Raw genomic sequence first — 23,244 nt, 5'->3', positions numbered from 1 at the left:
TCTGGTACCGGGCTGAACGGGCGGGCATCGTCGGGACGGTGAGCGATACCCGGATGACCTCCCCCGCCGAAGCGGCCGTTGCCGCCCCCGTCCCGCGCCCCGCCGCGCGCCCCGCCCCGCATCCCGTCCTGACCCCCTTGGGCCTGTTCACCGTGCTGGTCGGCGCGGCGCTGCCCATGGTCGACTTCTTCATCGTCAACGTCGCCCTGCCCGCCATCGACCACGACCTGCACGCGGGCCCGGCGCTCCTGGAGATGGTGGTCGGCGGCTACGGGGTCGCCTACGCCGTGCTGCTGGTGCTCGGCGGGCGGCTGGGCGACACGGTGGGGCGGCGCCGGCTGTTCCTGTGGGGCACGGCCGCGTTCGGGGTGACGTCGGTGGCGTGCGGCCTGGCGCCGGGCGCCTGGGAGCTGGTGGTCGCGCGGATCGCGCAGGGCGCGGCGTCCGCGCTGATGCTGCCGCAGGTGCTGGCGACGATCCAGGCCACGACGAGCGGGGCGGCCCGGGCCCGGGCGCTCAGCTTCTACAGCGGTACGGCCGGGGTCGCCGCCTCGGTCGGCCAGGTGCTGGGCGGGGTGCTGGTCGCCGCGGACGTCGCGGGCAGCGGCTGGCGGTCGATCTTCCTGGTGAACGCTCCGGTCGCGGCGGTCGCCCTGCTGCTGGCGGGCCGCGCGGTGCCCGAGACCCGCTCGGCGCGCCCGACGCGGGTGGACGGCCTGGGCACGGTGCTGCTGTCGCTGTCGCTGGTCTCCCTGCTGGTGCCGCTGACGGAGGGCCGGGCGACGGGCTGGCCGGTGTGGTCGTGGGTGCTGCTGGCGGTCTTCCCGTTCGCGGCGGTGGCGTTCGCCGTGACGGAGCGGCGCCTGGAGCGGTCCGGCGGGGAGGGGCGGGCTCCGCTGGTGCCGCCGTCGCTGCTGCGGGTGCGCTCGGTGCGTACGGGGCTGGCGGTGCTGGTGCCGTTCTCGCTCGGCTGGGGCGGCTTCATGTTCGTCCTGGCGGTGGTGCTGCAGGAGGGGCTGCGGCTGGGCCCGCTGGCGGCGGGGCTGTCGCTGCTGCCGATGTGTGTGACGTTCTTCGCCGGCTCGCTGGCCGGGCCGCGGCTGTTCGGCCGGTACGGGCGGCGGGCCGTGACGGCCGGGGCGCTGGTGCAGGGGGCCGGGCTGCTCGCGGTGGCGGCGGCCTTCCACCGGGGCTGGGAGGCGGCGGACCTGTGGGGCCCGTGCGTGGCGCTGGCCGTCCAGGGGCTGGGCCAGGGGCTGCTGCTGCCGCTGACGCTGCGGACGGTGCTGAGCGAGGTGCCGGTGGCGCAGGCGGGCGTGGGCAGCGGGGTCATGGTCACGACGCAGCAGTCGTTCATGGCGCTGGGCGTGGCCACGCTCGGGTCGCTGTTCCTGTCGCTGTCGGACGCGGTGGGGATGCGGGATGCGCTCGCGGTGACGCTGGGGGTGCAGCTGGTGACGGTGGTGGCGACGGTGCTGCTGACGTTGCGGCTGCCGCGCGCGAATGACTGACAGATATTGAAATCTGTCAGCCCATGTGTCACTCTTCAAAGGAGCCCGCAATCCGGCTTACCCCCTTCTGGGCAGATTGCCCCTTTCTGCCCGCCTCCCCTCCGAAGGAGCTCCCGTGCAGCACCGCACCCTCGGCACCACCGGCCCCCAGGTCTCCGCCCTCGGCCTCGGCGCGATGGGCATGTCCGCCCTCTACGGCGAAGCCGACCGGGCCGAGTCGATCGCCACGATCCACGCCGCCCTCGACGCGGGCGTCACCCTGATCGACACCGGCGACTTCTACGGCATGGGCCACAACGAACTGCTCATCGGCGAAGCCCTGCGCACCACGAGCGAGGCCCACCGCGCCAAGGCGCTCACCAGCGTCAAGTTCGGCGCCCTGCGCGACCCGGACGGCGGCTGGTCCGGCTACGACGGCCGCCCCGCCGCGGTGAAGAACTTCGCCGCCTACTCCCTGCAGCGCCTGGGCACCGGCCACATCGACGTCTACCGCATCGCCCGCGTCGACCCCGACGTGCCGATCGAGGAGACGGTCGGCGCCATCGCCGAGCTCGTCGAAGCCGGCCACGTGCGCCACATCGGCCTCTCCGAGGTGGGCGCCGGCACCCTGCGCCGGGCCGCGGCCGTGGCGCCCATCTCCGACCTGCAGATCGAGTACTCGCTGATCTCCCGCGGCATCGAGGAGGAGATCCTGCCCACCGCCCGCGAGCTGGGCATCGGCGTCACCGCGTACGGCGTGCTCTCGCGCGGCCTCATCAGCGGCCACTTCGGCCGGGACCGGCAGCTCGGCGCGGGTGACTTCCGCGGCATGAGCCCGCGCTTCCAGGGCGAGAACCTGCAGCGCAACCTCGACCTGGTCGACGCCCTGCGCAAGGTCGCCGACAGCAAGGGCGCGAGCGTCGCGCAGACCGCCATCGCCTGGGTCCTCGCCCAGGGCGAGGACATCGTCCCCCTCGTCGGCGCCCGCCGCCGCGACCGCCTCACGGAGGCGCTCGGCGCGCTCGACCTGACCCTGGACGCCGGCGACCTCGCCGCCATCGAGGCGGCCGTCCCCGCCGGCGCGGCGGCCGGCGCGCGCTACCCGGAGTCCCAGATGGCCCACCTCGACAGCGAACGGTGAGCCCTGCGGGCGGCTCGCCCGGTCTCCGGGCGGGGGTGGCTCCGGCACCGCCGGACCACGCCGTCGTGGCCGAACGCCGTCGCGGCGGAACGAGAGGCACGGCCTCTCGACTCGTCCGCCCCGGCGGAAGATCCCGCCGCGACGGCGCGCAACCCCCACCGGCGGGCCCGGCGGTGCCGAGCGACCCGGCCCCGGGCCCGGAACGGCACCGCCGGACTCCACCACAGTGGTTGCTCACCGCGGCGGCGGAAGGATCCGCCCGGCTCCGCCGGATGAACGCGGCCCCCGCCGGACAGGTACCGTCCATCTGGGCGTATCACCGGAACCGCCCGCCCCCAGCCGAAAGGTACGAGCCCGTATGACGCCCGCGCCGCTGACTCCCGAGCGCATTCTCGAAGCCACCGAGGACGTTTTGCGCCGCTTCGGGCCCGCCAAGGCCACCGTGGTCGACGTCGCACGTGCGCTGGGCGTCAGCCACGGCAGCGTCTACCGGCACTTCGGCAGCAAGGCCGCCCTGCGGGAGGCGGTGACGCAGCGCTGGCTCGACCTCTCCCACGCGGAGCTGTCGGCCGTCGCCGACGCGGACGGCCCCGCGGGCCCGCGGCTGCGCTCCTGGCTCGCCGCGCTGTTCGCCGCGAAGCGGCGCAAGGCGGGGGACGACCCCGAGCTGTTCGCCACGTACATGGTCCTCGTCGGCGAGAACAGCGCCACGGTCGACCGGCACATCGAGACGATGATCGGGCAGCTGGCCCGCATCGTGGAGAGCGGCGTCCGCAGCGGCGAGTTCGCCGGGACCGACCCCGCGGCCACGGCCCGCGCCCTCTGGGACGCGACGAACCGCTTCCACGACCCGGCGTACGCCGCGGACTGGTCCCTCCCGGGCATCGACGCCGCGTTCGACGCCGTCTGCGACCTGCTGCTGCGCGGCCTGCAGGGCTGAGAAGCCGTCAGCCCGCGCCCTGCCGCCCCACGCCCCGTCAGCCCACGCCGAGGAACCGCAGGACCGCCAGCACCCGCCGGTGGTCCGCGTCCGCCTTCGGCAGGTCCAGCTTCGCCAGGATCGAGTTGATGTGCTTGGCGACGGCGCTCTCGCTCACGACCAGCCCCTCCGCGATCCCCGCGTTCGACCGCCCGGACGCCATCAGCTCCAGCACGTCCCGCTCGCGCGGCGTGAGCCGGTCCAGCGGATCGCTGTGCCGGCGCAGCAGCAGCTGCGAGACGACCTGCGGGTCGAGCGCGGTGCCGCCGGCCGCGACGCGCCGCAGGGCGTCGATGAACTCCTCCACGTCGGCGACCCGTTCCTTGAGCAGGTAGCCGACGCCGCGCGTGTCCCCGGACAGCAGGTCGGCGGCGTAGCGCTCCTCCACGTACTGGGAGAGCAGCAGCACGGCCGTGCCGGGCCACTGCTTGCGGATGACGAGCGCGGCGCGCACGCCCTCGTCGGTGAAGCCGGGAGGCATGCGCACGTCGAGGACGGCGAGGCCGGGCCGGTGCTCCTCCATCGCCGCCAGCAGCGCCTCCGCGTCGCCGGTCTCCGCGACCACGTCGAACCCGGCCGCCTCCAGGACCTTCACCAGGCCGATCCGGAGCAGGACGGAATCCTCGGCGATCACGGCGCGCACGGCAGCTCCACAGTCACAACGGTCGGGCCCCCCACGGGGCTGCTGATCGAGAACTTGCCGTCGACCGACGCCACCCGCTTGGCCAGTCCGGCCAGCCCGCTGCCGCCCGTAGGGTCGGCCCCGCCCACGCCGTCGTCGGTGACGACGACGAGAAGTATCCCCCCTCGCCGTTCGACGCGGACGTCGGCCCGGGTCGCCCGCGCGTGCTTGACGACGTTGGCGAGCGCTTCGGAGACCACGAAGTAGGCGACGGCCTCGACGGTGGGGGCGGGCCGGTCGGCGAGGTCGACCGTCAGCCCCACGGGCAGGGGCGTCCGCTCGGCGATGCCGGACAGGGCGGCGTCGAGGCCGCGGTCCTCCAGCACGGCCGGGTGCAGGCCGCGCACGAGGTTGCCGAGCTCGGCGATGGCCTCCTTGGCCTCGCGGTGCGCCTCGTCGATGACCTGGCGGGCCTCGTCGGGCAGGTCCTTGAGCGTCACCTTGGCCAGCCCGAGGTTGACCGCCATGGACACGAGCCGCTGCTGGGCCCCGTCGTGCAGGTCGCGTTCGATGCGGCGGCGCTCGGCGTCCGCGGCGTCCACGACGCCGGCGCGGCTCGCGGCGACCTCCTCGACGCGCTGCTCCAGCACTTCGGCGCGGCTGGGGCCGAGGCGGCGCGCGGCGGCGCGGGCGTCGGTGCGGGCGAGCACGCCGGACAGCCACGCGGCCGTGTACAGCCCGGCGATGCCGGCGACGGTGACGTACGCGGCCTGCGTGGTGTACCCGGTGTTCGCGAGGCGCACCCCGGGCGGCAGCACCCAGATCCAGACGTAGACCGTCGCCGCGACGCCGGCCGCCGCCCACAGCAGCAGCGTGACCGCTCCGCCGAGCGAGAGCAGCGGCGCCACCACCAGGTGGTAGCGCACCTGACGCCAGGTGGATTCCGAGCGCAGCCGGCGCATCAGGCCCCCGGGCGGCGCCGGTGCCGCTATCTCCACCCCGAGCCGGTTGCGGAAGCGCGCCCGCTGCACGGCGCTCAGCACGGGCGCCGCCGCCGCGAGCAGGGCGAGGGGCACGGCCACCGCCGCCAGCACGCTCAGCACCTCGTCGGGCCCGCCGGGCAGCCACGGGAGGGCCACCACGAGCAGCGCGGCGAGCTGGACGAGCACGCCGGCGGCGAGGCACGCGACGGAACGGCCGACGCCGTCGAAGGGGCGGAGCAGGGGGCGCGCAAGGACGAGGAGTCGCATGCCGCAAACGGTAGACGCGCAGGTCAGAGGGATCGATGGCGCTGGTGCCCGGGGGCGGGGTGCAGCTGGTGCCACCCTGCGGGCCGGAGTCGCCGAAACGGCCGAAGGCCCTGGTTCCCGCCGAGCGGGAACCAGGGCCTTCGGCTGTGGCGCAGTGGCAGCGGCCTGCCGCGTCAGCAGCCCAGCAGACGCGAGCCCAGGTAGCCCTCGATCTGGTCGAGGGAGACGCGCTCCTGCTTCATCGTGTCGCGCTCGCGGACGGTCACGGCGTTGTCCTCGAGCGTGTCGAAGTCGACCGTGACGCAGAACGGCGTGCCGATCTCGTCCTGGCGGCGGTAGCGGCGGCCGATGGCGCCCGCGTCGTCGAACTCGATGTTCCAGTTCTTGCGCAGGTCCGTGGCGAGGCCCTTGGCCTTCGGGGACAGCTGCGGGTTGCGGGACAGCGGGAGGACGGCGACCTTGACCGGGGCCAGGCGCGGGTCGAGGCGCATCACGACGCGCTTCTCCATGACGCCCTTGGCGTTGGGGGCCTCGTCCTCGTTGTACGCGTCGAGCATGAAGGCGAGCATGGCGCGGTTCAGGCCGGCCGCCGGCTCGATGACGTACGGGAACCAGCGCTCGCCGGCTTCCTGGTCGAAGAAGGTCAGGTCCTGGCCGGAGGCCTGGGAGTGGGCCTTCAGGTCGTAGTCCGTGCGGTTGGCGATGCCTTCCAGCTCGGAGAACTCGGTGCCGCCGAAGTTGAAGCGGTACTCGATGTCAGTGGTGCGCTTGGAGTAGTGGGAGAGCTTCTCCGCGGCGTGCTCGTACCACCGCATGTTCTCCTCGCGCATGCCGAGGCCGGTGTACCAGCTCCAGCGCTGCTCCATCCAGTACTCGTGCCAGGTCTCGTCCTCGCCCGGCTTGACGAAGAACTCCATCTCCATCTGCTCGAACTCGCGGGTGCGGAAGATGAAGTTGCCCGGCGTGATCTCGTTGCGGAAGGACTTGCCGGTCTGGGCGATGCCGAACGGCGGCTTCTTCCGCGAGGTCTGCTGGACCTGGGCGAAGTTGGTGAAGATGCCCTGCGCGGTCTCGGGGCGCAGGTAGCTGACCGAACCGGAGTCCTGGGTCGGGCCCAGGTGGGTGGACAGCAGGCCGGAGAAGAGCTTGGGCTCGGTGAAGGCACCCTTGGTGCCGCAGTGCGCGCAGTTGAGGTCGGCGAGGCCGTTCTCGGGCAGCTTGCCGTGCTTGGCCTCGTACGCCTCCTCCAGGTGGTCGGCGCGGTAGCGCTTGTGGCAGGAGGTGCACTCGGTCAGCGGGTCGGTGAAGGTCGCGACGTGGCCGGACGCCTCCCAGACCTCACGGGCCAGGATCACCGACGAGTCGAGACCGACGACGTCGTCGCGCGAGGTGACCATGGAGCGCCACCACTGGCGCTTGATGTTCTCCTTGAGCTCCACGCCCAGCGGACCGTAATCCCAGGCGGCACGCTGTCCGCCATAGATCTCACTGCACGGATAGACGAAGCCACGGCGCTTGCTCAGGCTGACGATGGTGTCGATCTTGTCGGCGGCCACGGTGCTCTCTTCATTGCGACGACGAACAGCGAATGACTCAGGTTACCGGCGCTGCCACCCTCCTAATCAAATCGGCTCTGGCCTTGGCTTGACCATGCCCCTCCGCACCCCGCCCCGGACCCCCTTGTTGACAATCGTTTCCATTTTTGTTGAAAATGACTGTCATGAACGTAAGCCGTCACCACCCCCTCCGCGCTCCCCGAATACGCACCGCCGGCGTCGCCGCGGCCGCCGCACTGGGGCTGCTCGGCCTCTCCGCCTGCTCCACGGACGAGTCCGCGGGCAAGGCGGCGGACGGCAAGCTCGCCGTGGTGGCGTCGTTCTACCCCATGCAGTACCTCGCCGAGCAGATCGGCGGCGAGCACGTCAGCGTCACCAACCTGACCAAGCCCGGCGTCGAACCCCACGACCTGGAGCTCAAGCCCCGGCAGATCGGCTCCCTCGCCGACGCGGGCGCGATCGTCTACCTCAAGGGCGTCCAGCCCGCCGTGGACGAGGCGATCAAGCAGTCGAAGAACAAGCACGCCGTGGACGTGGCCTCCCTCACCCACCTGGAGGCGCACGGCGCCGAGGTCGACGGCAAGCACCACACCACCGGCGACGGCGACTCCCACTCCGGGGAGCCGGAGGAGGCCGGGCACGACCACGACGAGCACGGGCACGACGAACACGGCCACGAGGGCCACGACCACGGCCACGAGGGCGGCACCGACCCCCACATCTGGCTCGACCCGGTGAAGTACGCCGAGGTCGCCAAGGGCGTCGCCAAGACCCTCGCCGAGGCCGACCCCGAGCACAAGGGCGACTACGAGAAGAACGCCGGCGCCCTGGTGAAGAAGCTCGGCGCCCTGGACGCCAAGTTCAAGGACGGGCTGAAGAACCGCGCCTCGGACACCTTCATCACCACCCACGCGGCCTTCGGCTACCTCGCCGAGCGCTACGGGCTGACCGAGGAGTCCATCAGCGGCCTCGACCCCGAGTCCGAGCCCAGCGCCGCCCGCATCAAGGACCTGCACAAGCTGGCGGAGGAGCACCACGTCTCGACGATCTTCTTCGAGACCCTCGCGAGCCCGGACACCGCGAAGACGCTGGCCAAGGACCTGAAGCTGAAGACCGACGTCCTGGACCCCCTCGAGGGCATCACGGACAAGTCCAAGGGCCGCGACTACGTCGAGGTCATGGAGGCCAACCTGGCCGCCCTGCAGAAGGCACTCGGCACCAAGTGAGCGCGCCGGAGGAGATCACCATGGAGCAGCCCGTCATATCCCTGCGGGGCGCCACCGCGAGCCTGGGCGGCCGCCCGGTGCTGCGCGGCGTGGACCTGACCGTACGGCCCGGCGAGGTCGTCGCCCTGCTCGGCGCCAACGGCTCGGGCAAGTCCACGGCCGTGCGCAGCATCGTCGGCCAGGTGCCGCTCACCGGCGGCGAGCTGGATCTCTTCGGCACGCCCCGGCGGCGCTTCCGCGACTGGGCCCGCGTCGGCTATGTGCCCCAGCGCACCACCGCCGCCGGCGGGGTCCCCGCGACCGTGCGCGAGGTCGTCTCGGCCGGGCGGCTCGCCCGCACCCGGTTCGGGATGATGCGCAAGGCCGACAAGGAGGCGGTCATACGCGCCCTGGAGCTCGTCGGCATGGACGGCCGGCTCGGGGACTCCGTCGACGCCCTCTCCGGCGGCCAGCACCAGCGGGTCCTCATCGCCCGCGCCCTGGCCGGCGAACCCGAGCTGCTGATCATGGACGAGCCGATGGCCGGCGTCGACCTCGCGAGCCAGGAGGTCCTCGCCGACGCCCTGCGGGCCCAGGTCGCCCGCGGGACCACCGTGCTGCTGGTGCTGCACGAGCTCGGCCCGCTGGAGCCGCTCATCGACCGGGCGGTCGTGCTGCGCGACGGCTGCGTCGTCCACGACGGCCCGCCGCCGGAGGCCGTCGGCCAGCACGCGCTGCCCGGCCACGACCACGTACACCCGCACGCCGGCCCGGCGGCGGAACCGATTCGGACAGGGCTGCTGACCTGATGGACATCCTCGACCTCGCCTTCATGCAGCGGGCCCTGCTCGCGGCGCTCCTCGTGGGCGTCACCGCGCCCGCCATCGGCACCTACCTCGTCCAGCGCCGCCAGGCCCTGATGGGCGACGGCCTCGGACACGTCGCCCTCACCGGCGTCGGCCTCGGCTTCCTGCTGAACTCCAGCCCCGTGTGGACGGCCACGGCCGTGTGCATCGCGGGCGCCGTCGTCATGGAGCTGATCCGCTGGTACGGGCGGACGCGCGGCGACATCGCCCTCGCGATGCTCTTCTACGGCGGCATGGCCGGCGGCGTGATGCTGATGAACCTCTCCGACAACGGCTCCAGCGCCAACCTGAGCAGCTACCTCTTCGGCTCGATCGCCACGGTCTCGGAGGAGGACATCGTCGCGATCTGCGTCCTGGCCGCCTTTGTGATCCTCACCACGGTCGGGCTGCGCCGTCAGCTTTTCGCCATCTGCCAGGACGAGGAGTTCGCGCGCGTCACCGGGCTGCCGGTGCGGCTGCTGAACCTGCTCGTCGCCGTCACCGCCGCCGTCACCGTCACCGTCGCCATGCGCGTCGTCGGCCTGCTGCTCGTCAGCGCCCTGATGGTGATCCCGGTCGCCGCCTCGCAGCAGATCGCCCGCAGTTTCAAGGCGACCTTCGCCCTCGCGGTGGGCATCGGCGTCACGGTGACCCTCTCCGGCACCGCCACGTCCTACTACGCCGACGTGCCCTCCGGCGCGACCATCGTGCTCTTCGCCATCGGCCTGTTCGTCGTCCTCACCGCGCTCGCCGCGCCCCTGGCGAAGCGGCGCGCGGGCAGGGCCGCGGCGGCCGAGGAGTGCACCCTGGACCTGCCGGGCGCCCGCACGGCGGGGGACGACGTCAAGGTCTGACGCCCGTCCGGGCTTGCCCACCCGCCCGCGCGGACTGGCACAATTGCCGTGCGACATGTGCGGATGGGTGTTCAGGCGAGCTGGAGGAGGCAACTGTGGCGACCGCGGGTCCCCCCGTACGCGGCCGGTCCACCAAGCAGCGGGCAGCGGTGGCGGCCGCGCTCGACGAGGTGGACGAGTTCCGTAGCGCGCAAGAACTCCATGACATGCTCAGGCACCGCGGTGCGTCGGTCGGCCTGACCACCGTCTACCGCACGCTGCAGTCCCTCGCCGACGCGGGCGAGGTCGACGTGCTGCGCACCAGCGAGGGCGAGGCGGTCTACCGCCGCTGCTCCAGCGGGCACCACCACCACCTGGTGTGCCGGCTGTGCGGCAAGGCCGTCGAGGTGGAGGGCCCCGCCGTCGAGAAGTGGGCGGACTCCATCGCCGAGGAGCACGGCTTCGTGGACGTCGCGCACACCATCGAGATCTTCGGCACGTGCGGGGAGTGCGCCGCGAAGCGCTGACACCGGCCGCGTGCACCGAGGGCCCCGGGCGATGCCCGGGGCCCTCGTGCGTACCCGCGCGCGCTCAGCTCACGCGGTGCCCTGCTCCTCCGCCTGCTGCTGCTCGTTGGGGATCGCCCCGCCGAACCGGCGGTCCCGCGACGCGTACTCCAGGCACGCGCGCCACAGGTCGCGGCGGTCGAAGTCCGGCCAGAGCACGTCCTGGAAGACCATCTCGGCGTAAGCGCTCTGCCAGATCAGGTAGTTGGACGTGCGCTGCTCGCCCGAGGGGCGCAGGAACAGGTCGACGTCCGGCATGTCCGGGTAGTAGAGGTACTTCGCGAAGGTCTTCTCGCTGACCTTCGACGGGTCGAGCCGGCCCGCCTTCACGTCCTCCGCCATCGCCTGCGCCGCGTCCGCGATCTCCGCGCGCCCGCCGTAGTTCATGCAGAAGTACAGCGTGAGCTTGTCGTTGTCCTTGGTCTGCTCCTGGGCGATCTGGAGCTCCTTGGCCACCGACCGCCACAGCTTGGGCATGCGGCCCACCCAGCGCACCCGGATGCCGAGCTCGTCGAGCTGGTCGCGGGTCTTGCGGATGAAGTCGCGGTTGAAGTTCATCAGGAAGCGCACCTCGTCCGGCGAACGCCTCCAGTTCTCGGTGGAGAAGGCGTACAGGGAGATGCTGCCGACGCCCATCTCGATCGCGCCCTGCAGCACGTCCAGCACGCGCTCGGCGCCGACCTTGTGGCCCTCGGTGCGCGGCAGGCCGCGGTCCTTGGCCCAGCGGCCGTTGCCGTCCATGACGATCGCGACGTGCTCGGGGACCAGCTCGCCGGGGATCTTCGGCGGCCGTGCCCCGGACGGGTGCGGCTCGGGTGTGCGGTACTCGCGTCGGGAACGGCCCAGAATCCCGCGTCGTGCCATGCGTGCCACTACTCCTTGGTCCCTGTTTCCCTATTTCTCGACATACCGGAGCGAACGGAGGCCGCGCTCCAGGTGCCAGTGCAGATACGCCGCGACCAGGCCGCTGCCCTCCCTGACGTGGCGCGGCTCGCAGGCGTCCGCCGTCGCCCAGTCGCCCGTCAGCAGCGCGCCGAGCAGCCCGATCGCCTCCGAGGAGGGTACGACGCTTCCGGGCACCCGGCACTCCCCGCAGACCACGCCGCCGGCGGCCACCGAGAAGAAACGGTTCGGGCCCGGCATTCCGCACCGGGCGCAGGCCTCGAAGCTGGGCGCGTAGCCGTTGACGGCCAGGGAGCGCAGCAGGAAGGCGTCCAGGACGAGGCCCGGGGCGTGCTCGCCCGCGGCGAGCGTGCGCAGGCCGCCGACGAGCAGCAGGTACTGCTGCACGGCGGGTTCGCCCTCGTGGTCGGTGAACCGCTCGGCGGTCTCCAGCATGGCGGTGCCGGCGGTGTAGCGCGCGTAGTCGGTGACGATCGGGCCGCCGTACGCGGCGATGGTCTCGCTCTGCGTGCACAGCGGCAGGCTCCGCCCGACGAGCTCGCTCCCCCGCGCGAAGAACTGCACGTCGACGTGCGAGAACGGCTCCAGGCGCGCCCCGAACTTCGACTTGGTCCGCCGCACCCCGCGCGCGACGGCGCGCACGCGGCCGTGGCCGCGCGTGAGGAGGGTGATGATGCGGTCGGCCTCACCGAGCTTTTGCGTGCGCAGGACGACGCCGTCGTCGCGGAAGAGGCTCATGCAGTTATTGTCCCGTACCGACGAAGGCTGAACGTCCCCGCCTCCGGAGGCACAATGTGACCCCCATGTCGATCTTCCTCCCCCCAGTGAGTACCCGGTGACCCCCATCCGCCGCCGGCGCCGCAGGCGCCACCCCGTCCGTTCCACCGCCGCCGCGGCCCTCCTGTGCGTGCTCGCCGCGCTGTTCCTGCTGTTCGTCACCGTGCCGGACCGGCGCGCCGACAGCCGGGCCTTCGCCACGGCTCCCGCGTGCGTGGGCGACGAGCCGGCCCTGGAGTGCCGCAAGGTGGTCGAGGGCGCGGTGAAGCACACCGAGACCGCTCCGCAGGGCAAGACGACCCACTACTGGCTCACGTTCACGGGGCGCGACGGCTCCACCCACCACGCGGACATGAACGGGCCGCTCTCGGTCTTCGCGAAGGTCAAGCCGGGCGACAAGGTGCGCGCGACGTACTGGCGCGGAAAGATCCGCTTCGTCGACTACCGCGGCACCGTGCAGCTGACGGCCGACCAGCCGAAGGACGCCTACCGCCTGCCCTTCGCCGGCGGCCTCGGGCTGCTCGTCCTGGGCTCGACGTTCGCCGGGATCGCCTACTGGATGGTCCGGCACTCCCCCCGCGCCCCCGAGCGGTACACCTGGCAGACCACTGTGCCCACGTGCGCGGGGATCCTGATCGCCGTCGTCGCGTTCGTCTCGGCCCTGGTGACGGACACGGTGCCGACGGCCCTGACGCTGACCGGCGCGGGGGCGGTGCCGGTCGTCCTCGGCGCCTCGTGGCGGGTGCGGGTGCGGCGGCGGCCGGCGGAGAGCGGCCTGGCCCCGGCCGTCCCCGGCAAGGAGAAGCGCTTCGAGGGCGGGGTCGCGGCGGACACCCCGTACGGCGCCGAGCTCATCGGCCCGTACCTGGTGGCGGGCCCCGGCCTGCTCGCGGTGACCCCCGACCCGGCGGGCCGCACCCTCCGCAGGGCCCTGCCGCGCACGCTGGTCGTGGAGGGCGTCCGCGTGCCCCACCGCTCGGACCCGGCGCGCGTCACCGCGGAGGCCGGGGGCCGGCGGAAGGCGCTCCGCCAGGTGGTCGTGGTCTGCCGCGACGGCGACGGGGAGGTGCTCATCGGTGTGCAGCGCAAGCACGCGCCGTGGGTCCTCGGCGCCCTGCAGGAGCCGGCCCCGGGCGGGGCGGGCGCGCAGGAGCCCGTCCCGCTGTCCGGGTACGGCTCCTGAGCGGCGGGGGCCCTACGACGGCGTCCGTGCCGCGGCCAGCAGCCGGTCCGTGTCCTCCGGGCAGAGCATGAGCGCCCGGCCGACCGTGGCGAGCACCTCGCGCTCGGCGGGCCGGTAGGGGCCGTCGGCGAGGGCGATGCGGGCGCCCTGCAGCAGGATCGATTCGCGGCCGGCGGGGGCGAGGTGGGGGGCGAGGGGCTCCAGCGCCTCGTGGAGCTCGATGGCGAGGGCCGTGCCCCGCGGGTCGAAGCCGTCCCGCCCGGCGTAGGGGGACGGGGTGCCCAGGTCGGTGCCGTAGGCGCCGGGCAGGCGCCCCGTGTCGGCGGCGAGGGCCTCGATCAGGGTGATCAGCTGCTCCTCGCTGCAGTCCGTGAAGCCCGCGGCCCGGACCGCGCCGACGGCCGCTCTGCGGACCGTACGGGCCTCGGTGCCGCCCGCGGCGAGGACGGCGAGCGCGACGGTGTGCACGGCGTCGCGCAGCATCGCGGAGAAGCGCGTGGTGGTGGGGTGGTCGAGGACGTCCGTGCCGTAGCGGGCACGGCACGCGGAGCACTCCACGACCGGCCCGACGGGGCCGCGCGGCAGCAGCGGCAGGCCGAAGGCCACCAGGCGGCGGCGCCCGGTGCGGCGGCGGTAATTGCGGTCGCCGCCGCAGCCGGGGCAGTAGAACTCGCCGTCGCCGACCGTGCGCCATACGGTGCGTACGCCCACCACACACCGGTCCCGGCCGGGTCGGCCCTGCGCGTGCATCACGGCGCACACCTCCATAACGCCACGGCCTCGTCGCCGCGTTGACGTGATGTTAGCCACATCGATGATGCGACGTCAGTACCCCGTGCGCAGAGTGCGGGCGTCATACGGGGGAACCCGCCACGGGGCCACCGGATACGGTGGATTCCCCGTCGTCCCCTTGACGGCGGACCGGCAGCGGGCCGCCGGCGGACCGCCGGCGGCCCCGCCTCAGCCCCGGTAGGCCCGGTTGACCGCCGAGACGACGGCCTTGATCGAGGCGCGCGTGGTGTTCGGGTCGATGCCGATGCCCCACAGCACCCGGCCGTCGATCACGCACTCGATGTACGAGGCGGCGCGGGCCGTGGCGCCCTCGCTCATGGTGTGCTCGCTGTAGTCCAGGACCCGGGCGTCCACGCCGGTCGCGGCCAGCGCGTCGATGAAGGCCGAGATCGGACCGTTGCCCGTACCGGTCAGCACCGTGTCGGCGCCGTCCACGACGGCCTCGACGGTCAGCGCGTCGCCGCCCTCGCCCGTGGTGGAGGTCTGGGTGCTGCGCAGCGCGATCCGGCCCCAGGGGTTGCCCTCGGTGGGCAGGTACTCGTCCTGGAAGACCGACCAGATCTCGGCGGGGGTGACCTCGCCGCCCTCGGCGTCGGTCTTGCCCTGGATGATCTTCGAGAACTCGATCTGCATCCGGCGCGGCAGGTCCAGCTTGTGGTCGTTCTTCAGGACGTACGCGATGCCGCCCTTGCCGGACTGCGAGTTCACGCGGATGACGGCCTCGTAGGAGCGGCCGACGTCCTTGGGGTCGATCGGCAGGTAGGGGACGGCCCACTCGATGTCGTCCACGCCCTTGCCCTCGGCGGCGGCGGTGCCGGCCATCGCCTCGAAGCCCTTCTTGATGGCGTCCTGGTGGGAGCCGGAGAAGGCGGTGTAGACCAGGTCGCCCGCGTAGGGGTGGCGCGGGTGGACCTCCATCTGATTGCAGTACTCGGCGGTCCGCCGCACCTCGTCGATCTGCGAGAAGTCGATCATCGGGTCGACGCCCTGGGAGAACAGGTTCATGCCCAGGGTGACCAGGTCGACGTTGCCGGTGCGCTCGCCCTGGCCGAACAGGCAGCCCTCGACCCGGTCGGCCCCGGCCATGACCGCCAGCTCGGCGGCGGCGACGGCCGTGCCCCGGTCGTTGTGCGGGTGCACGGACAGGCAGATGTGCTCGCGGCGCGACAGGTGCCGCGACATCCACTCGAAGCGGTCGGCGTGGGTGGAGGGCGTGGAGCGCTCGACGGTGGCCGGCAGGTTCAGGATGATCTCGCGGCCGTCCTCGGGCTGCCAGACGTCCATGACGCCCTCGCAGACCTCCAGCGCGAAGTCCAGCTCGGTGTCGGTGAAGATCTCCGGGCTGTACTGGAAGCCGAAGGCCGTCTCGTCGCCGAGGATCTTCTCCGCGTACTCCACGACCAGGCGGGTGCCGTCGACCGCGATCTGCTTCACCTGCTCGCGCGAGCCGCGGAAGACGACCCGCCGGAAGACCGGCGCGGTGGCGTTGTACAGGTGGACCGTGGCGCGGCGGGCCCCGCGCAGGGACTCCACCGTGCGCTCGATCAGCTCCTCGCGCGCCTGGGTGAGGACGGAGATCGTCACGTCCTCGGGGATCGCGTCCTCCTCGATGATCGAGCGGACGAAGTCGAAGTCGGTGGCGCCGGAGGAGGGGAAGCCGACCTCGATCTCCTTGTAGCCCATGCGGACCAGCAGGTCGAACATCTCGCGCTTGCGGGCCGGGGACATCGGGTCGATCAGCGCCTGATTGCCGTCGCGCAGGTCGGTCGACAGCCAGCGGGGAGCCGCGGTGATCCGCTTGCCGGGCCAGGTGCGGTCCGGGATGTCCACGGCCTCGTAGGGGCGGTACTTGTGCACCGGCATCCCGGAGGGGCGCTGGGTCACGGTCGCCGCGGTGAGGGGGGTGGGACGGCCGACGGAAGCGGAGGTCTCGGGCATCTGCGGGGGCTCCTCGTATGTCCTGAGGTGGGGTTCCCCCGGCTCGGCGGCGAGCTGGGGGGAGGCCGACGGGCAGGTCACCACGGGTGACCGCAACGCCTCACACCGCGGGGAGGGGGTCGGCCGATCGACTACAGACCCTCGCCGCGGCAGCTAAGAAGAAGCAGCCCGAAACGCATGATGCACAGCACGGTAGCCGAGCCGGACGGGATGCGGTACGGGCGTTCCAGCATGCGGGACACAAGCGGAACACGGAACGGTGCCACTCGATTGTGTTAATCGGCGCACCGGGGCCTGACAAGGCCGGGGGCCGCTGCCAGATTCGGGCCATGAGTGACAACGTGAACAGCGTTTTCTGCACCATCGTCCCGCCGCACGTGCTCGACAAGCTCGCACGGGCCGACGACTCCGCGCGCGCCGATGTCGCGCAGCGCACCCTGGAGCACGACTCCCAGCAGCGCACCCGGCGCCGGGTCACGGCGCTGCGCGGGCTCGCCGCCCCGGCGGGCACCCCTTCCGACAGCCCCCGCCGGACGATCTACGACGCGGAGCACCGGGCGGTCCAGCCGGGCAGGAAGGTCCACGCCGAGGGCGACGCCCCCTCGAAGGACGCGACGGTCAACCGCGCCCACGCCGGGCTGGGCGCCACCTTCGATCTGTACCTCAAGGCGTTCGGCCGCCGCTCCATCGACGACGCGGGCCTGCCCCTGGACGCCACCGTCCACTACGGCGAGGGCTACAACAACGCCTTCTGGGACGGCAGCCAGATGGTCTTCGGGGACGGCGACGGCGACATCTTCCTCGACTTCACCATCCCCGTGGACGTCATCGGCCACGAGCTCACCCACGGTGTCACCCAGTACACGGCGAACCTGGAGTACTACGGCCAGTCCGGGGCGCTGAACGAGTCCGTCTCGGACGTCTTCGGCTCGCTGATCAAGCAGTACTCCCTGGGGCAGAGCGCCGACCAGGCCGACTGGCTGATCGGCCAGGGGCTGCTGGGGCCGGGCATCGACCGCGGGGTGGCCCTGCGCTCCATGAAGGAGCCGGGCACGGCCTACGACGACGACGTCCTCGGCAAGGACCCGCAGCCCGGCCACATGGACGACTTCGTCCGCACCTCCCGGGACCAGGGCGGGGTGCACATCAATTCCGGCATCCCCAACCGGGCCTTCTACCTGCTGGCCACCCGGCTCGGCGGCAACGCCTGGGAGCGCGCGGGCAAGGTCTGGTACGCGACGCTGACCGGCGGGCAGCTGAAGGAGGACGCCCAGTTCGCGGACTTCTCCCGGCTGACCGTGGCCGCCGCCCGCACGCTCTACGGCGACGGCGACGAGGTCCAGGCCGTCCTCAAGGCGTGGGAGGAGGTGGGCGTTCCCACCTCGTAGGGACCGCCCGCCGGGGCGAGAATGGCGCCATGCGGATCGTCATCACCCGGACCGGCGGGTTCGCCGGCATCGAGCGGCGGGCCGAGCTGGACACCTCCGGCCGGCCCGACGCCACCCACGTGCAGGCACTGGCCCACCGCGCGCTCGCCGCGTCGCCCGCCGAGGCGGCGGGCGTGCGGGGGGTGCCGGACGGCTTCCACTACGAGATCGATGTGGACGGCCGCACGGTGCACTGCGCGGACCCTCATGTCAGCCATGATCAGCGCGAGCTGATCAGGCTGGTACTACGGGAGGGCGCGTAGCGCCTTGCCGGCGGATCCCGGCATGCGTGCCGTTTACGGTGCCCGCGCCTTCCGCCGGACCCGCACCGCTGTGGTCCTTCGCCGTTGCGGCGGGCCTTTTCTCCGGCGGTGCCGAGCAGGGCCCGGTCTCGGCCCTCGGAGCGGCTGCCGCTAGAAGCCCAGCTTCCGCAGTTGCTTCGGGTCGCGCTGCCAGTCCTTGGCGACCTTCACGTGCAGGTCCAGGTAGACCGGGGTACCCAGGAGCGCCTCGATGTGCTTGCGGGACTTCATGCCCACCTCCTTGAGGCGGGCGCCCTTCGGGCCGATGATGATGCCCTTCTGGCTGGGGCGTTCGATGTAGACGTTGGCGTGGATGTCCAGCAGCGGCTTGTTCGCCGGCCGGTCCTCCCGCGGCAGCATCTCCTCGACGACGACGGCGATGGAGTGCGGCAGCTCGTCGCGGACGCCCTCCAGCGCGGCCTCGCGGATCAGCTCGGCCACCATGACCTGCTCGGGCTCGTCGGTGAGGTCGCCCTCGGGGTAGAGCGGCGGGCTCTCCGGCAGCATCGGCGCGATCAGGTCCGCCAGCAGCGACACCTGCTTGTCGCCCACCGCGGAGACCGGGACGATCTCCGCCCACTGGATGCCCAGCTCCTCGCCCAGCTGCTGGATGGCGATCAGCTGCTCGGCGAGCGCCTTGGAGTCCACCAGGTCCGTCTTGGTGGCGATGGCGATCTTCGGGGTCTTCTTGATCCCGGCCAGCTCGCTCGCGATGAAGCGGTCGCCGGGGCCGAGCTTCTGGTCGGCCGGCAGGCAGAAGCCGATGACGTCGACCTCGGCCCAGGTGGTGCGGACCACGTCGTTGAGCCGCTCGCCCAGGAGCGTGCGCGGCTTGTGCAGACCGGGGGTGTCGACGAGCACCAGCTGGGCGTCGGGCCGGTGCACGATGCCGCGCACGGTGTGGCGCGTGGTCTGCGGACGGTTGGAGGTGATCGCGACCTTCGTCCCCACCAGCGCGTTGGTCAGGGTCGACTTGCCCGCGTTGGGGCGGCCGACGAAGCACGCGAAGCCCGCGCGGTGGGGGGCCCGGGAGGGGGACGAGGCGTTATCCATACCGGCCATTCTCCCCGATCCCGGCCCACCCGCCGACCAGCGGCCCGTCCGCCCGGACGGACCGGGAGGCCTACGCCCCCGCCCCGGCCCGCCGCAGGCGCCGCGCGGCCAGCCTGGCCTCGCGGCGCCGCTCGGCCACCTTGGCCGCGAGCCACAGCGCCCCGGCGGCGGGCAGCAGGAGGGCGCCCGCGAGGGCGAACCAGTCCGTGCCCTCGCCGCGCGTCCAGCCGAGGACGAGCCCGGTCCACAGGACGGCGGTGGCCGGGAACGGGCTCCAGTTCGCCACGGTGCCGACGCGGCCGGCGGCCCGGCGGCGGCCGCGGGCGCGCAGCACGTCCCCCAGGGCGTACGGCCACAGGACGAACAGCCAGGCGGCCGTCGTCCAGTCGAAGCCCTCGCCGTCGGCCCAGTCGACGGCCAGGCCGAGCGTGAGGAGGACCGACACCACGATCATGAACCAGGCGAAGCCGGCCGGGTTCTCGTTCCGTGCCACGGCTCAGCCCGCGTCGACTCTGCTGCGCAGGGTGCCGTCGGGGCCCGCCAGGAGCACAGGGGTGGCGGGGCCGCCCAGGTCGCGCACGGCCGCGCGGTCCTCCGAGGGGACGGCGTCCGCCTCGGAGACGACGGCCGCGGCCTCCAGGGACTTCGCGCCGCTCGCGACGGCCATGGCGACCGCGGTCCGCAGCGCGCTGAGCCGCAGCGAGTCGAGCGCGACCGTGCCGGCCACGTACGTGCGACCGGTCTCGTCGCGCACGGCGGCGCCCTCGGGCACACCGTTGCGGGCGCGCGCGGAGCGGGCCAGCGTGATGATCTTGCGGTCTTCGGGGTCCAGCGTGGTCTCCGTCATACCGGGGAGCATAAGCAGCGCCGGTCCGTCCGATCGCCCCGGGATCAGGCCTTGCCGCCGGCCTTCGACTGCGCCTGCCGCACCTTCTCGACGGCCTTGCGCAGGGACGACTCGAAGGCGGCCGTGTCGGCGGTGGTGAAGCTCGCCTGGGAGACGGTCACGACGGTGCCGCCGACGCGGACGGCCGCGATGTCGTGCTGGATGCTCACGCCCTGCTCGGTCGCGGCGAAGACCACCCGCACGCCGCGGGCCCCGTCGCCGAGCGCGGGCACGGTCAGCTCGCTGCCGGCCGCCTGGTCCGTGGTGCCGTCGGCGCCCTTGGCCGCGAACTTCCCGCAGGCACCGAAGTCGATCTTCTGCTGCATGATCCTGACGGCCTCGGCCTCCTGGTAGGAGGTGACGCCCTGGGTCATCTGGATCTTGGTGTCGCCGGCCTGCTTGAGGTCGGTCATGGCGTGGGCCTGTGCCTTGGGGCCGTTGTCCGCGCCGACGAAGACGTCGAGCAGGGGCTGGCAGGCGGCCTTGTCGGCCTTGCCGAACTGCATGCCGGTCGCGCCGACGTCGTAGGCCGGGATGTCCTTGTTCACCTCCCAGCCGGAGGCCAGGTCGCCGGGCGTGAGCAGGGCCGCCTTGGCCTGCCCGGCGGTGAGGGGGCGGGCCCCCTTGTCCTTGCCCGGGGCGCCCGGGGCGGGGGCGGTGCCGCCGGTGGCCGGGCCGCCGCTCGGCGCGGCGGAGGGCTGCTTCCCGTCCTTGCCGCCGTCGCCGCAGGCGGAGAGGGCCAGGAGGGACGCGGCGGCGAAGGCGGCGAGGGCGCCACGGCGCAGGGCAGCGGACACGAGGAATCCTTAGGTAAAGGGAGGGTCTGCCCGAAGTATGCCCAAGGCAAAGCCCCTGGACTCCGGCGGCCCCTCCCCCTGCCTCGGCGGCCCTCGGCGGCCCGCGCCGGCCCCGTCAGCCCCGTCAGCCCGCGACCGAGTACATGCCGCCCCGCCGTCCCTCCGGCGAGACGAGCCACTCCAGCTTCGCGGCCGTGCCCGTGTCCGCCACCGGGTTGTGCATGACGATCGTCAGGTCGGGCCGGGCCGGCACGCGCAGGTGCGTGCTCTCCAGGTACAGGTGCCCGGCCACCGGGTGGTCGAACTCCTTGACCAGCTGGCCGCCCGCCTGCACGTCGCCCTGCGCCCACAGCTCCACGAACTCCGGGCTCGCCGCGGACACCTCCGCCACGATCTCCTGGAACCCCTCGTCGTCCGGGCGCTCCGAGCACGCGGCGCGGTACTGGGCGACGACCCGCCGGGCGTTCTGCTCCCAGTTCGCCGCGCGGGCGCGGTAGGCGGGGTCGGTGAAGAAGTCGACCAGGCAGTTGGGCCGCGGCTTGCGGCGGAAGCCGATGACCATGCGGGCCGAGTCGTTGAAGGCGACCAGGTTCCAGTACGGGTCCATGATGTGCGCCGGGTACGGCATCCAGCCGTCGATCAGCCGCTGCAGGCCCTCGCACAGGTAGTCCGGGTCCGGGGACTGCGGCTGCGGCGGGTTCAGCCCGGCGAGCACGTAGAGGTGCCGTCGCTCGTCGCCGCTCAGCTTGAGCACGTTCGCCACGGAGTCCAGCACCTGCGGCGAGACGGTGATGTCCCGCCCCTGCTCCAGCCATTGGTACCAGGAGGCGCCCACGCCCGCGAGGACCGCGACCTCCTCGCGGCGCAGCCCGGGCGTGCGCCGGCGGCCCCCGCCGTCCGGCAGTCCCACGTCGGCCGGGGACACCCGGGCCCGACGGGTCATCAGGAACTCACGCAGCTCTTGGCGACGACGCGTCTGTACGGTCATCTCTCCCCCTTGCCTGGTGGTGCGGCCACCACCATAAGCACGCTCTCCCCACGTTTCTTCCGCGCGCCGGAAGGTGGGCGCATGGCGATCGACTCCCCTCCCCGTACGACCCCAGCCGGCGCGGCCGCCGCGGCCGGCCCGGGCATGTCCGCCCGCGACAAGCTGGTCCTGCTCGTGCTGTGCGCCGCGCAGTTCATCGTGGCCCTCGACTTCTCCATCCTGAACGTGGCCCTGCCCGTCCTGGGCGACGACCTCGGCATGGGCCAGGCCGACCTGCAGTGGGCGGTCACCGCCTTCGCCCTGCCCTCCGGCGGCTTCCTGCTGCTCTCCGGCCGGATCGCCGACCTGTACGGGCGGCGGCGCGTCTTCCTGTCCGGGCTCGCGCTGTTCACCGCGGCCTCCGTGCTCGCCACGCTCGCCTGGGCCCCGGCCGTCTTCCTCGCCGGGCGCGCCCTGCAGGGGCTCGGCGCGGCCGTCATCGTGCCGACCGGCATGTCGCTGCTGACCACGACCTTCGCCGAGGGCCCGCAGCGCGAACGCGCGCTCGGCATCAGCGGCACCCTGCTCTCCCTCGGCTTCACCATCGGCATGGTGCTCGGCGGCGTCATGACCGACACGCTCGGCTGGCGCTCGACGATGGGCCTGCTGGCCGTGGCCGGCCTCGGCATCCTCGCGCTCGCGCCCGGTCTGCTCACCGAGTCCCGGCACCCGCAGCGGCCCCGGGTCGACATACCGGGCGCGGTGACCGTCACCGGCGGTCTGCTGGCCCTCATCTACGGGCTGTCGACCGCGGCCCAGCGGGGCTTCGGGGGCGCGGACGTCCTCGTCTCGCTCGTCCTGGGCGCCGTCCTGCTCGTGGCGTTCGTCGTCGTCGAGTCCCGGGCCGCCGAGCCGCTGGTCTCCCTGCCGATGCTGCGGCGGCGGACGGTCGCCTGGGGGAACCTGGCCGGGCTGGTCACCTTCGCGATGATGAGCACCGTCGTCTTCCTGCTCACCCTCTACCTGCAGGAGGTGCTGGAACTCTCGGCCTTCCGCACGGGCCTGGTCTTCGGCGTGCAGGGCGTCTTCGCCGTCGCCGCCGGCATGACCGCGCCGCGGGTCATCGCCCGCTTCGGCGCCCGCACCACGCTCCTCGCCGGCCTGGCCGTCCAGGCCGTCTTCTCGGCCGCGCTGCTCGCCCTGGGGCAGGACGCCTCGGGTGCGTGGCTGGCCTTGGTCGCGGCGAGCGTCGCCTGCATCGGGCACCTGTGGGCGATCGTCGCCTACGGGGTGACGGCGACGTCGGGCCTGCCGGACACCGAGCAGGGCCTGGCCACGGGGCTGGTGACCAGCTCGCAGCAGGTCGGGCTCACGATCGGGATCCCGCTGCTGAGCGCGGTCTCCGCCGCGCGGACGGCTTCGCTCCAGGACGGCGGTGCCGGCTTCGCGTCGGCGACGCTGGGCGGCATCCGCCTGGGCCTGGGCGTGGACGCGGCGATCGTGGCGGCGGTGGCGGTCCTGGTGGCGGTGGGCCTGCGCGGCCGGAGCGCAGCACGCTGACCGTGCAGGGCTGCCCCCTGCGACCGGCGGTGCCGTGCCCGGCACGGCACCGCCGGTCGGCCACGTCGTGGTGCCTCGCCGTTGCGGCGGAAGAAAGAGGCCGCCGCAACGGCGAGGCACCTCCACGGCGTGGGTCCGGCGGAATGGCCGGCCTGGTGGAACCCGCGCGTAT

23 protein-coding genes are annotated in these 23,244 nt (G+C 73.0%); 11 read left to right on the top strand and 12 right to left on the bottom strand.

The features are described from left to right. Positions 1 to 53 precede the first annotated feature (53 nt). The 3 genes from NQU55_RS09375 to NQU55_RS09365 all read left to right on the top strand — a co-directional run bounded on the left by NQU55_RS09375 (position 54) and on the right by NQU55_RS09365 (position 3,571). Entirely contained in the window at positions 54 to 1,511 is a 1,458-nt protein-coding gene (locus NQU55_RS09375; protein WP_256790290.1) for an MFS transporter, read from the top strand. A 115-nt stretch (positions 1,512 to 1,626) separates the two neighbouring features. Beyond that, complete coding sequence (locus tag NQU55_RS09370; RefSeq protein WP_168092182.1) at positions 1,627 to 2,631, top strand: aldo/keto reductase; 1,005 nt, start codon at positions 1,627 to 1,629, stop codon at positions 2,629 to 2,631. A 358-nt stretch (positions 2,632 to 2,989) separates the two neighbouring features. Next, positions 2,990 to 3,571 carry a TetR/AcrR family transcriptional regulator gene (locus tag NQU55_RS09365; protein WP_168092181.1) on the top strand — a complete coding sequence of 194 codons (582 nt, stop codon included), beginning with the start codon at positions 2,990 to 2,992 and terminating at the stop codon, positions 3,569 to 3,571. A 37-nt stretch (positions 3,572 to 3,608) separates the two neighbouring features. Here NQU55_RS09365 and NQU55_RS09360 read toward each other — a convergent pair whose 3' ends face one another. The 3 genes from NQU55_RS09360 to NQU55_RS09350 all read right to left on the bottom strand — a co-directional run bounded on the left by NQU55_RS09360 (position 3,609) and on the right by NQU55_RS09350 (position 7,038). After that, complete coding sequence (locus NQU55_RS09360; RefSeq protein WP_168092180.1) at positions 3,609 to 4,253, bottom strand: response regulator transcription factor; 645 nt, start codon at positions 4,251 to 4,253, stop codon at positions 3,609 to 3,611. Continuing rightward, the gene (locus NQU55_RS09355; RefSeq protein ID WP_168092179.1) at positions 4,241 to 5,482 is read right to left on the bottom strand and encodes a sensor histidine kinase; all 1,242 of its coding nucleotides are present in this window, start codon (positions 5,480 to 5,482) and stop codon (positions 4,241 to 4,243) included. The genes NQU55_RS09360 and NQU55_RS09355 overlap by 13 nt, the downstream gene beginning before the upstream one ends. Positions 5,483 to 5,655: 173 nt before the next feature. Continuing rightward, positions 5,656 to 7,038, bottom strand: coding sequence for a glycine--tRNA ligase (locus NQU55_RS09350; RefSeq protein WP_058044533.1), 1,383 nt, complete (start codon positions 7,036 to 7,038; stop codon positions 5,656 to 5,658). Positions 7,039 to 7,202: 164 nt separating this feature from the next. Between NQU55_RS09350 and NQU55_RS09345 the strand changes: the two genes are divergently transcribed. From NQU55_RS09345 to NQU55_RS09330, 4 genes are all read left to right on the top strand, one after another. After that, on the top strand, positions 7,203 to 8,264 hold the full coding sequence (locus NQU55_RS09345) for a metal ABC transporter substrate-binding protein (protein WP_168092178.1): 1,062 nt from the start codon (positions 7,203 to 7,205) through the stop codon (positions 8,262 to 8,264). 20 nt (positions 8,265 to 8,284) lie between these two features. Further along, positions 8,285 to 9,052, top strand: a complete 768-nt coding sequence (locus tag NQU55_RS09340) for a metal ABC transporter ATP-binding protein (protein WP_168092177.1) — start codon at positions 8,285 to 8,287, stop codon at positions 9,050 to 9,052. Next, positions 9,052 to 9,942, top strand: coding sequence for a metal ABC transporter permease (locus NQU55_RS09335; RefSeq protein WP_168092176.1), 891 nt, complete (start codon positions 9,052 to 9,054; stop codon positions 9,940 to 9,942). The genes NQU55_RS09340 and NQU55_RS09335 overlap by 1 nt, the downstream gene beginning before the upstream one ends. Positions 9,943 to 10,037: 95 nt before the next feature. Then, positions 10,038 to 10,448: a transcriptional repressor gene (locus NQU55_RS09330; RefSeq protein WP_168092175.1), complete on the top strand. Its 411-nt coding sequence runs from the start codon at positions 10,038 to 10,040 to the stop codon at positions 10,446 to 10,448. 69 nt (positions 10,449 to 10,517) lie between these two features. Here NQU55_RS09330 and NQU55_RS09325 read toward each other — a convergent pair whose 3' ends face one another. Both NQU55_RS09325 and recO read right to left on the bottom strand, forming a co-directional pair. Beyond that, a complete protein-coding gene (locus NQU55_RS09325) occupies positions 10,518 to 11,351 on the bottom strand; it encodes an isoprenyl transferase (protein WP_168092174.1) in 834 nt (277 codons plus the stop codon). Between the two features lie 30 nt (positions 11,352 to 11,381). Further along, positions 11,382 to 12,128, bottom strand: a complete 747-nt coding sequence (gene recO, locus NQU55_RS09320) for a DNA repair protein RecO (protein WP_168092173.1) — start codon at positions 12,126 to 12,128, stop codon at positions 11,382 to 11,384. Positions 12,129 to 12,225: 97 nt separating this feature from the next. Between recO and NQU55_RS09315 the strand changes: the two genes are divergently transcribed. Beyond that, on the top strand, positions 12,226 to 13,350 hold the full coding sequence (locus NQU55_RS09315) for a hypothetical protein (RefSeq protein ID WP_168092172.1): 1,125 nt from the start codon (positions 12,226 to 12,228) through the stop codon (positions 13,348 to 13,350). A gap of 12 nt (positions 13,351 to 13,362) precedes the next feature. On the opposite strand, the gene NQU55_RS09310 is transcribed toward NQU55_RS09315, so the two are convergent. Then, positions 13,363 to 14,100: a tellurite resistance TerB family protein gene (locus NQU55_RS09310; protein ID WP_168092184.1), complete on the bottom strand. Its 738-nt coding sequence runs from the start codon at positions 14,098 to 14,100 to the stop codon at positions 13,363 to 13,365. Between the two features lie 210 nt (positions 14,101 to 14,310). Then, complete coding sequence (gene leuA, locus NQU55_RS09305) at positions 14,311 to 16,080, bottom strand: 2-isopropylmalate synthase (protein ID WP_168092171.1); 1,770 nt, start codon at positions 16,078 to 16,080, stop codon at positions 14,311 to 14,313. A 329-nt stretch (positions 16,081 to 16,409) separates the two neighbouring features. Here leuA and NQU55_RS09300 point away from each other — a divergent pair, with 329 nt between their 5' ends. Both NQU55_RS09300 and NQU55_RS09295 read left to right on the top strand, forming a co-directional pair. Further along, positions 16,410 to 17,468, top strand: coding sequence for a M4 family metallopeptidase (locus NQU55_RS09300; protein ID WP_168092170.1), 1,059 nt, complete (start codon positions 16,410 to 16,412; stop codon positions 17,466 to 17,468). A gap of 29 nt (positions 17,469 to 17,497) precedes the next feature. Next, positions 17,498 to 17,770: a protealysin inhibitor emfourin gene (locus tag NQU55_RS09295; protein WP_168092169.1), complete on the top strand. Its 273-nt coding sequence runs from the start codon at positions 17,498 to 17,500 to the stop codon at positions 17,768 to 17,770. A gap of 150 nt (positions 17,771 to 17,920) precedes the next feature. Here NQU55_RS09295 and era read toward each other — a convergent pair whose 3' ends face one another. The 5 genes from era to NQU55_RS09270 all read right to left on the bottom strand — a co-directional run bounded on the left by era (position 17,921) and on the right by NQU55_RS09270 (position 21,533). Beyond that, complete coding sequence (gene era, locus NQU55_RS09290; RefSeq protein ID WP_168092168.1) at positions 17,921 to 18,862, bottom strand: GTPase Era; 942 nt, start codon at positions 18,860 to 18,862, stop codon at positions 17,921 to 17,923. A gap of 70 nt (positions 18,863 to 18,932) precedes the next feature. After that, positions 18,933 to 19,355, bottom strand: a complete 423-nt coding sequence (locus NQU55_RS09285) for a hypothetical protein (protein ID WP_168092167.1) — start codon at positions 19,353 to 19,355, stop codon at positions 18,933 to 18,935. 3 nt (positions 19,356 to 19,358) lie between these two features. Next, positions 19,359 to 19,709, bottom strand: a complete 351-nt coding sequence (locus NQU55_RS09280; protein WP_168092166.1) for a cytidine deaminase-like protein — start codon at positions 19,707 to 19,709, stop codon at positions 19,359 to 19,361. Between the two features lie 44 nt (positions 19,710 to 19,753). Beyond that, positions 19,754 to 20,545, bottom strand: a complete 792-nt coding sequence (locus NQU55_RS09275; RefSeq protein WP_168092165.1) for a hypothetical protein — start codon at positions 20,543 to 20,545, stop codon at positions 19,754 to 19,756. A 124-nt stretch (positions 20,546 to 20,669) separates the two neighbouring features. After that, positions 20,670 to 21,533, bottom strand: coding sequence for a helix-turn-helix transcriptional regulator (locus NQU55_RS09270; RefSeq protein ID WP_168092164.1), 864 nt, complete (start codon positions 21,531 to 21,533; stop codon positions 20,670 to 20,672). Positions 21,534 to 21,614: 81 nt separating this feature from the next. Here NQU55_RS09270 and NQU55_RS09265 point away from each other — a divergent pair, with 81 nt between their 5' ends. Next, positions 21,615 to 23,072 carry an MFS transporter gene (locus tag NQU55_RS09265; protein WP_168092163.1) on the top strand — a complete coding sequence of 486 codons (1,458 nt, stop codon included), beginning with the start codon at positions 21,615 to 21,617 and terminating at the stop codon, positions 23,070 to 23,072. Positions 23,073 to 23,244 lie beyond the last annotated feature (172 nt).

This window comes from Streptomyces telluris (genome assembly GCF_024519335.1).
Lineage (GTDB): Bacteria > Actinomycetota > Actinomycetes > Streptomycetales > Streptomycetaceae > Streptomyces > Streptomyces telluris.
Note: the sequence above shows the minus strand (reverse complement) of the source record. Positions and strands in the feature narration are given on the sequence as shown.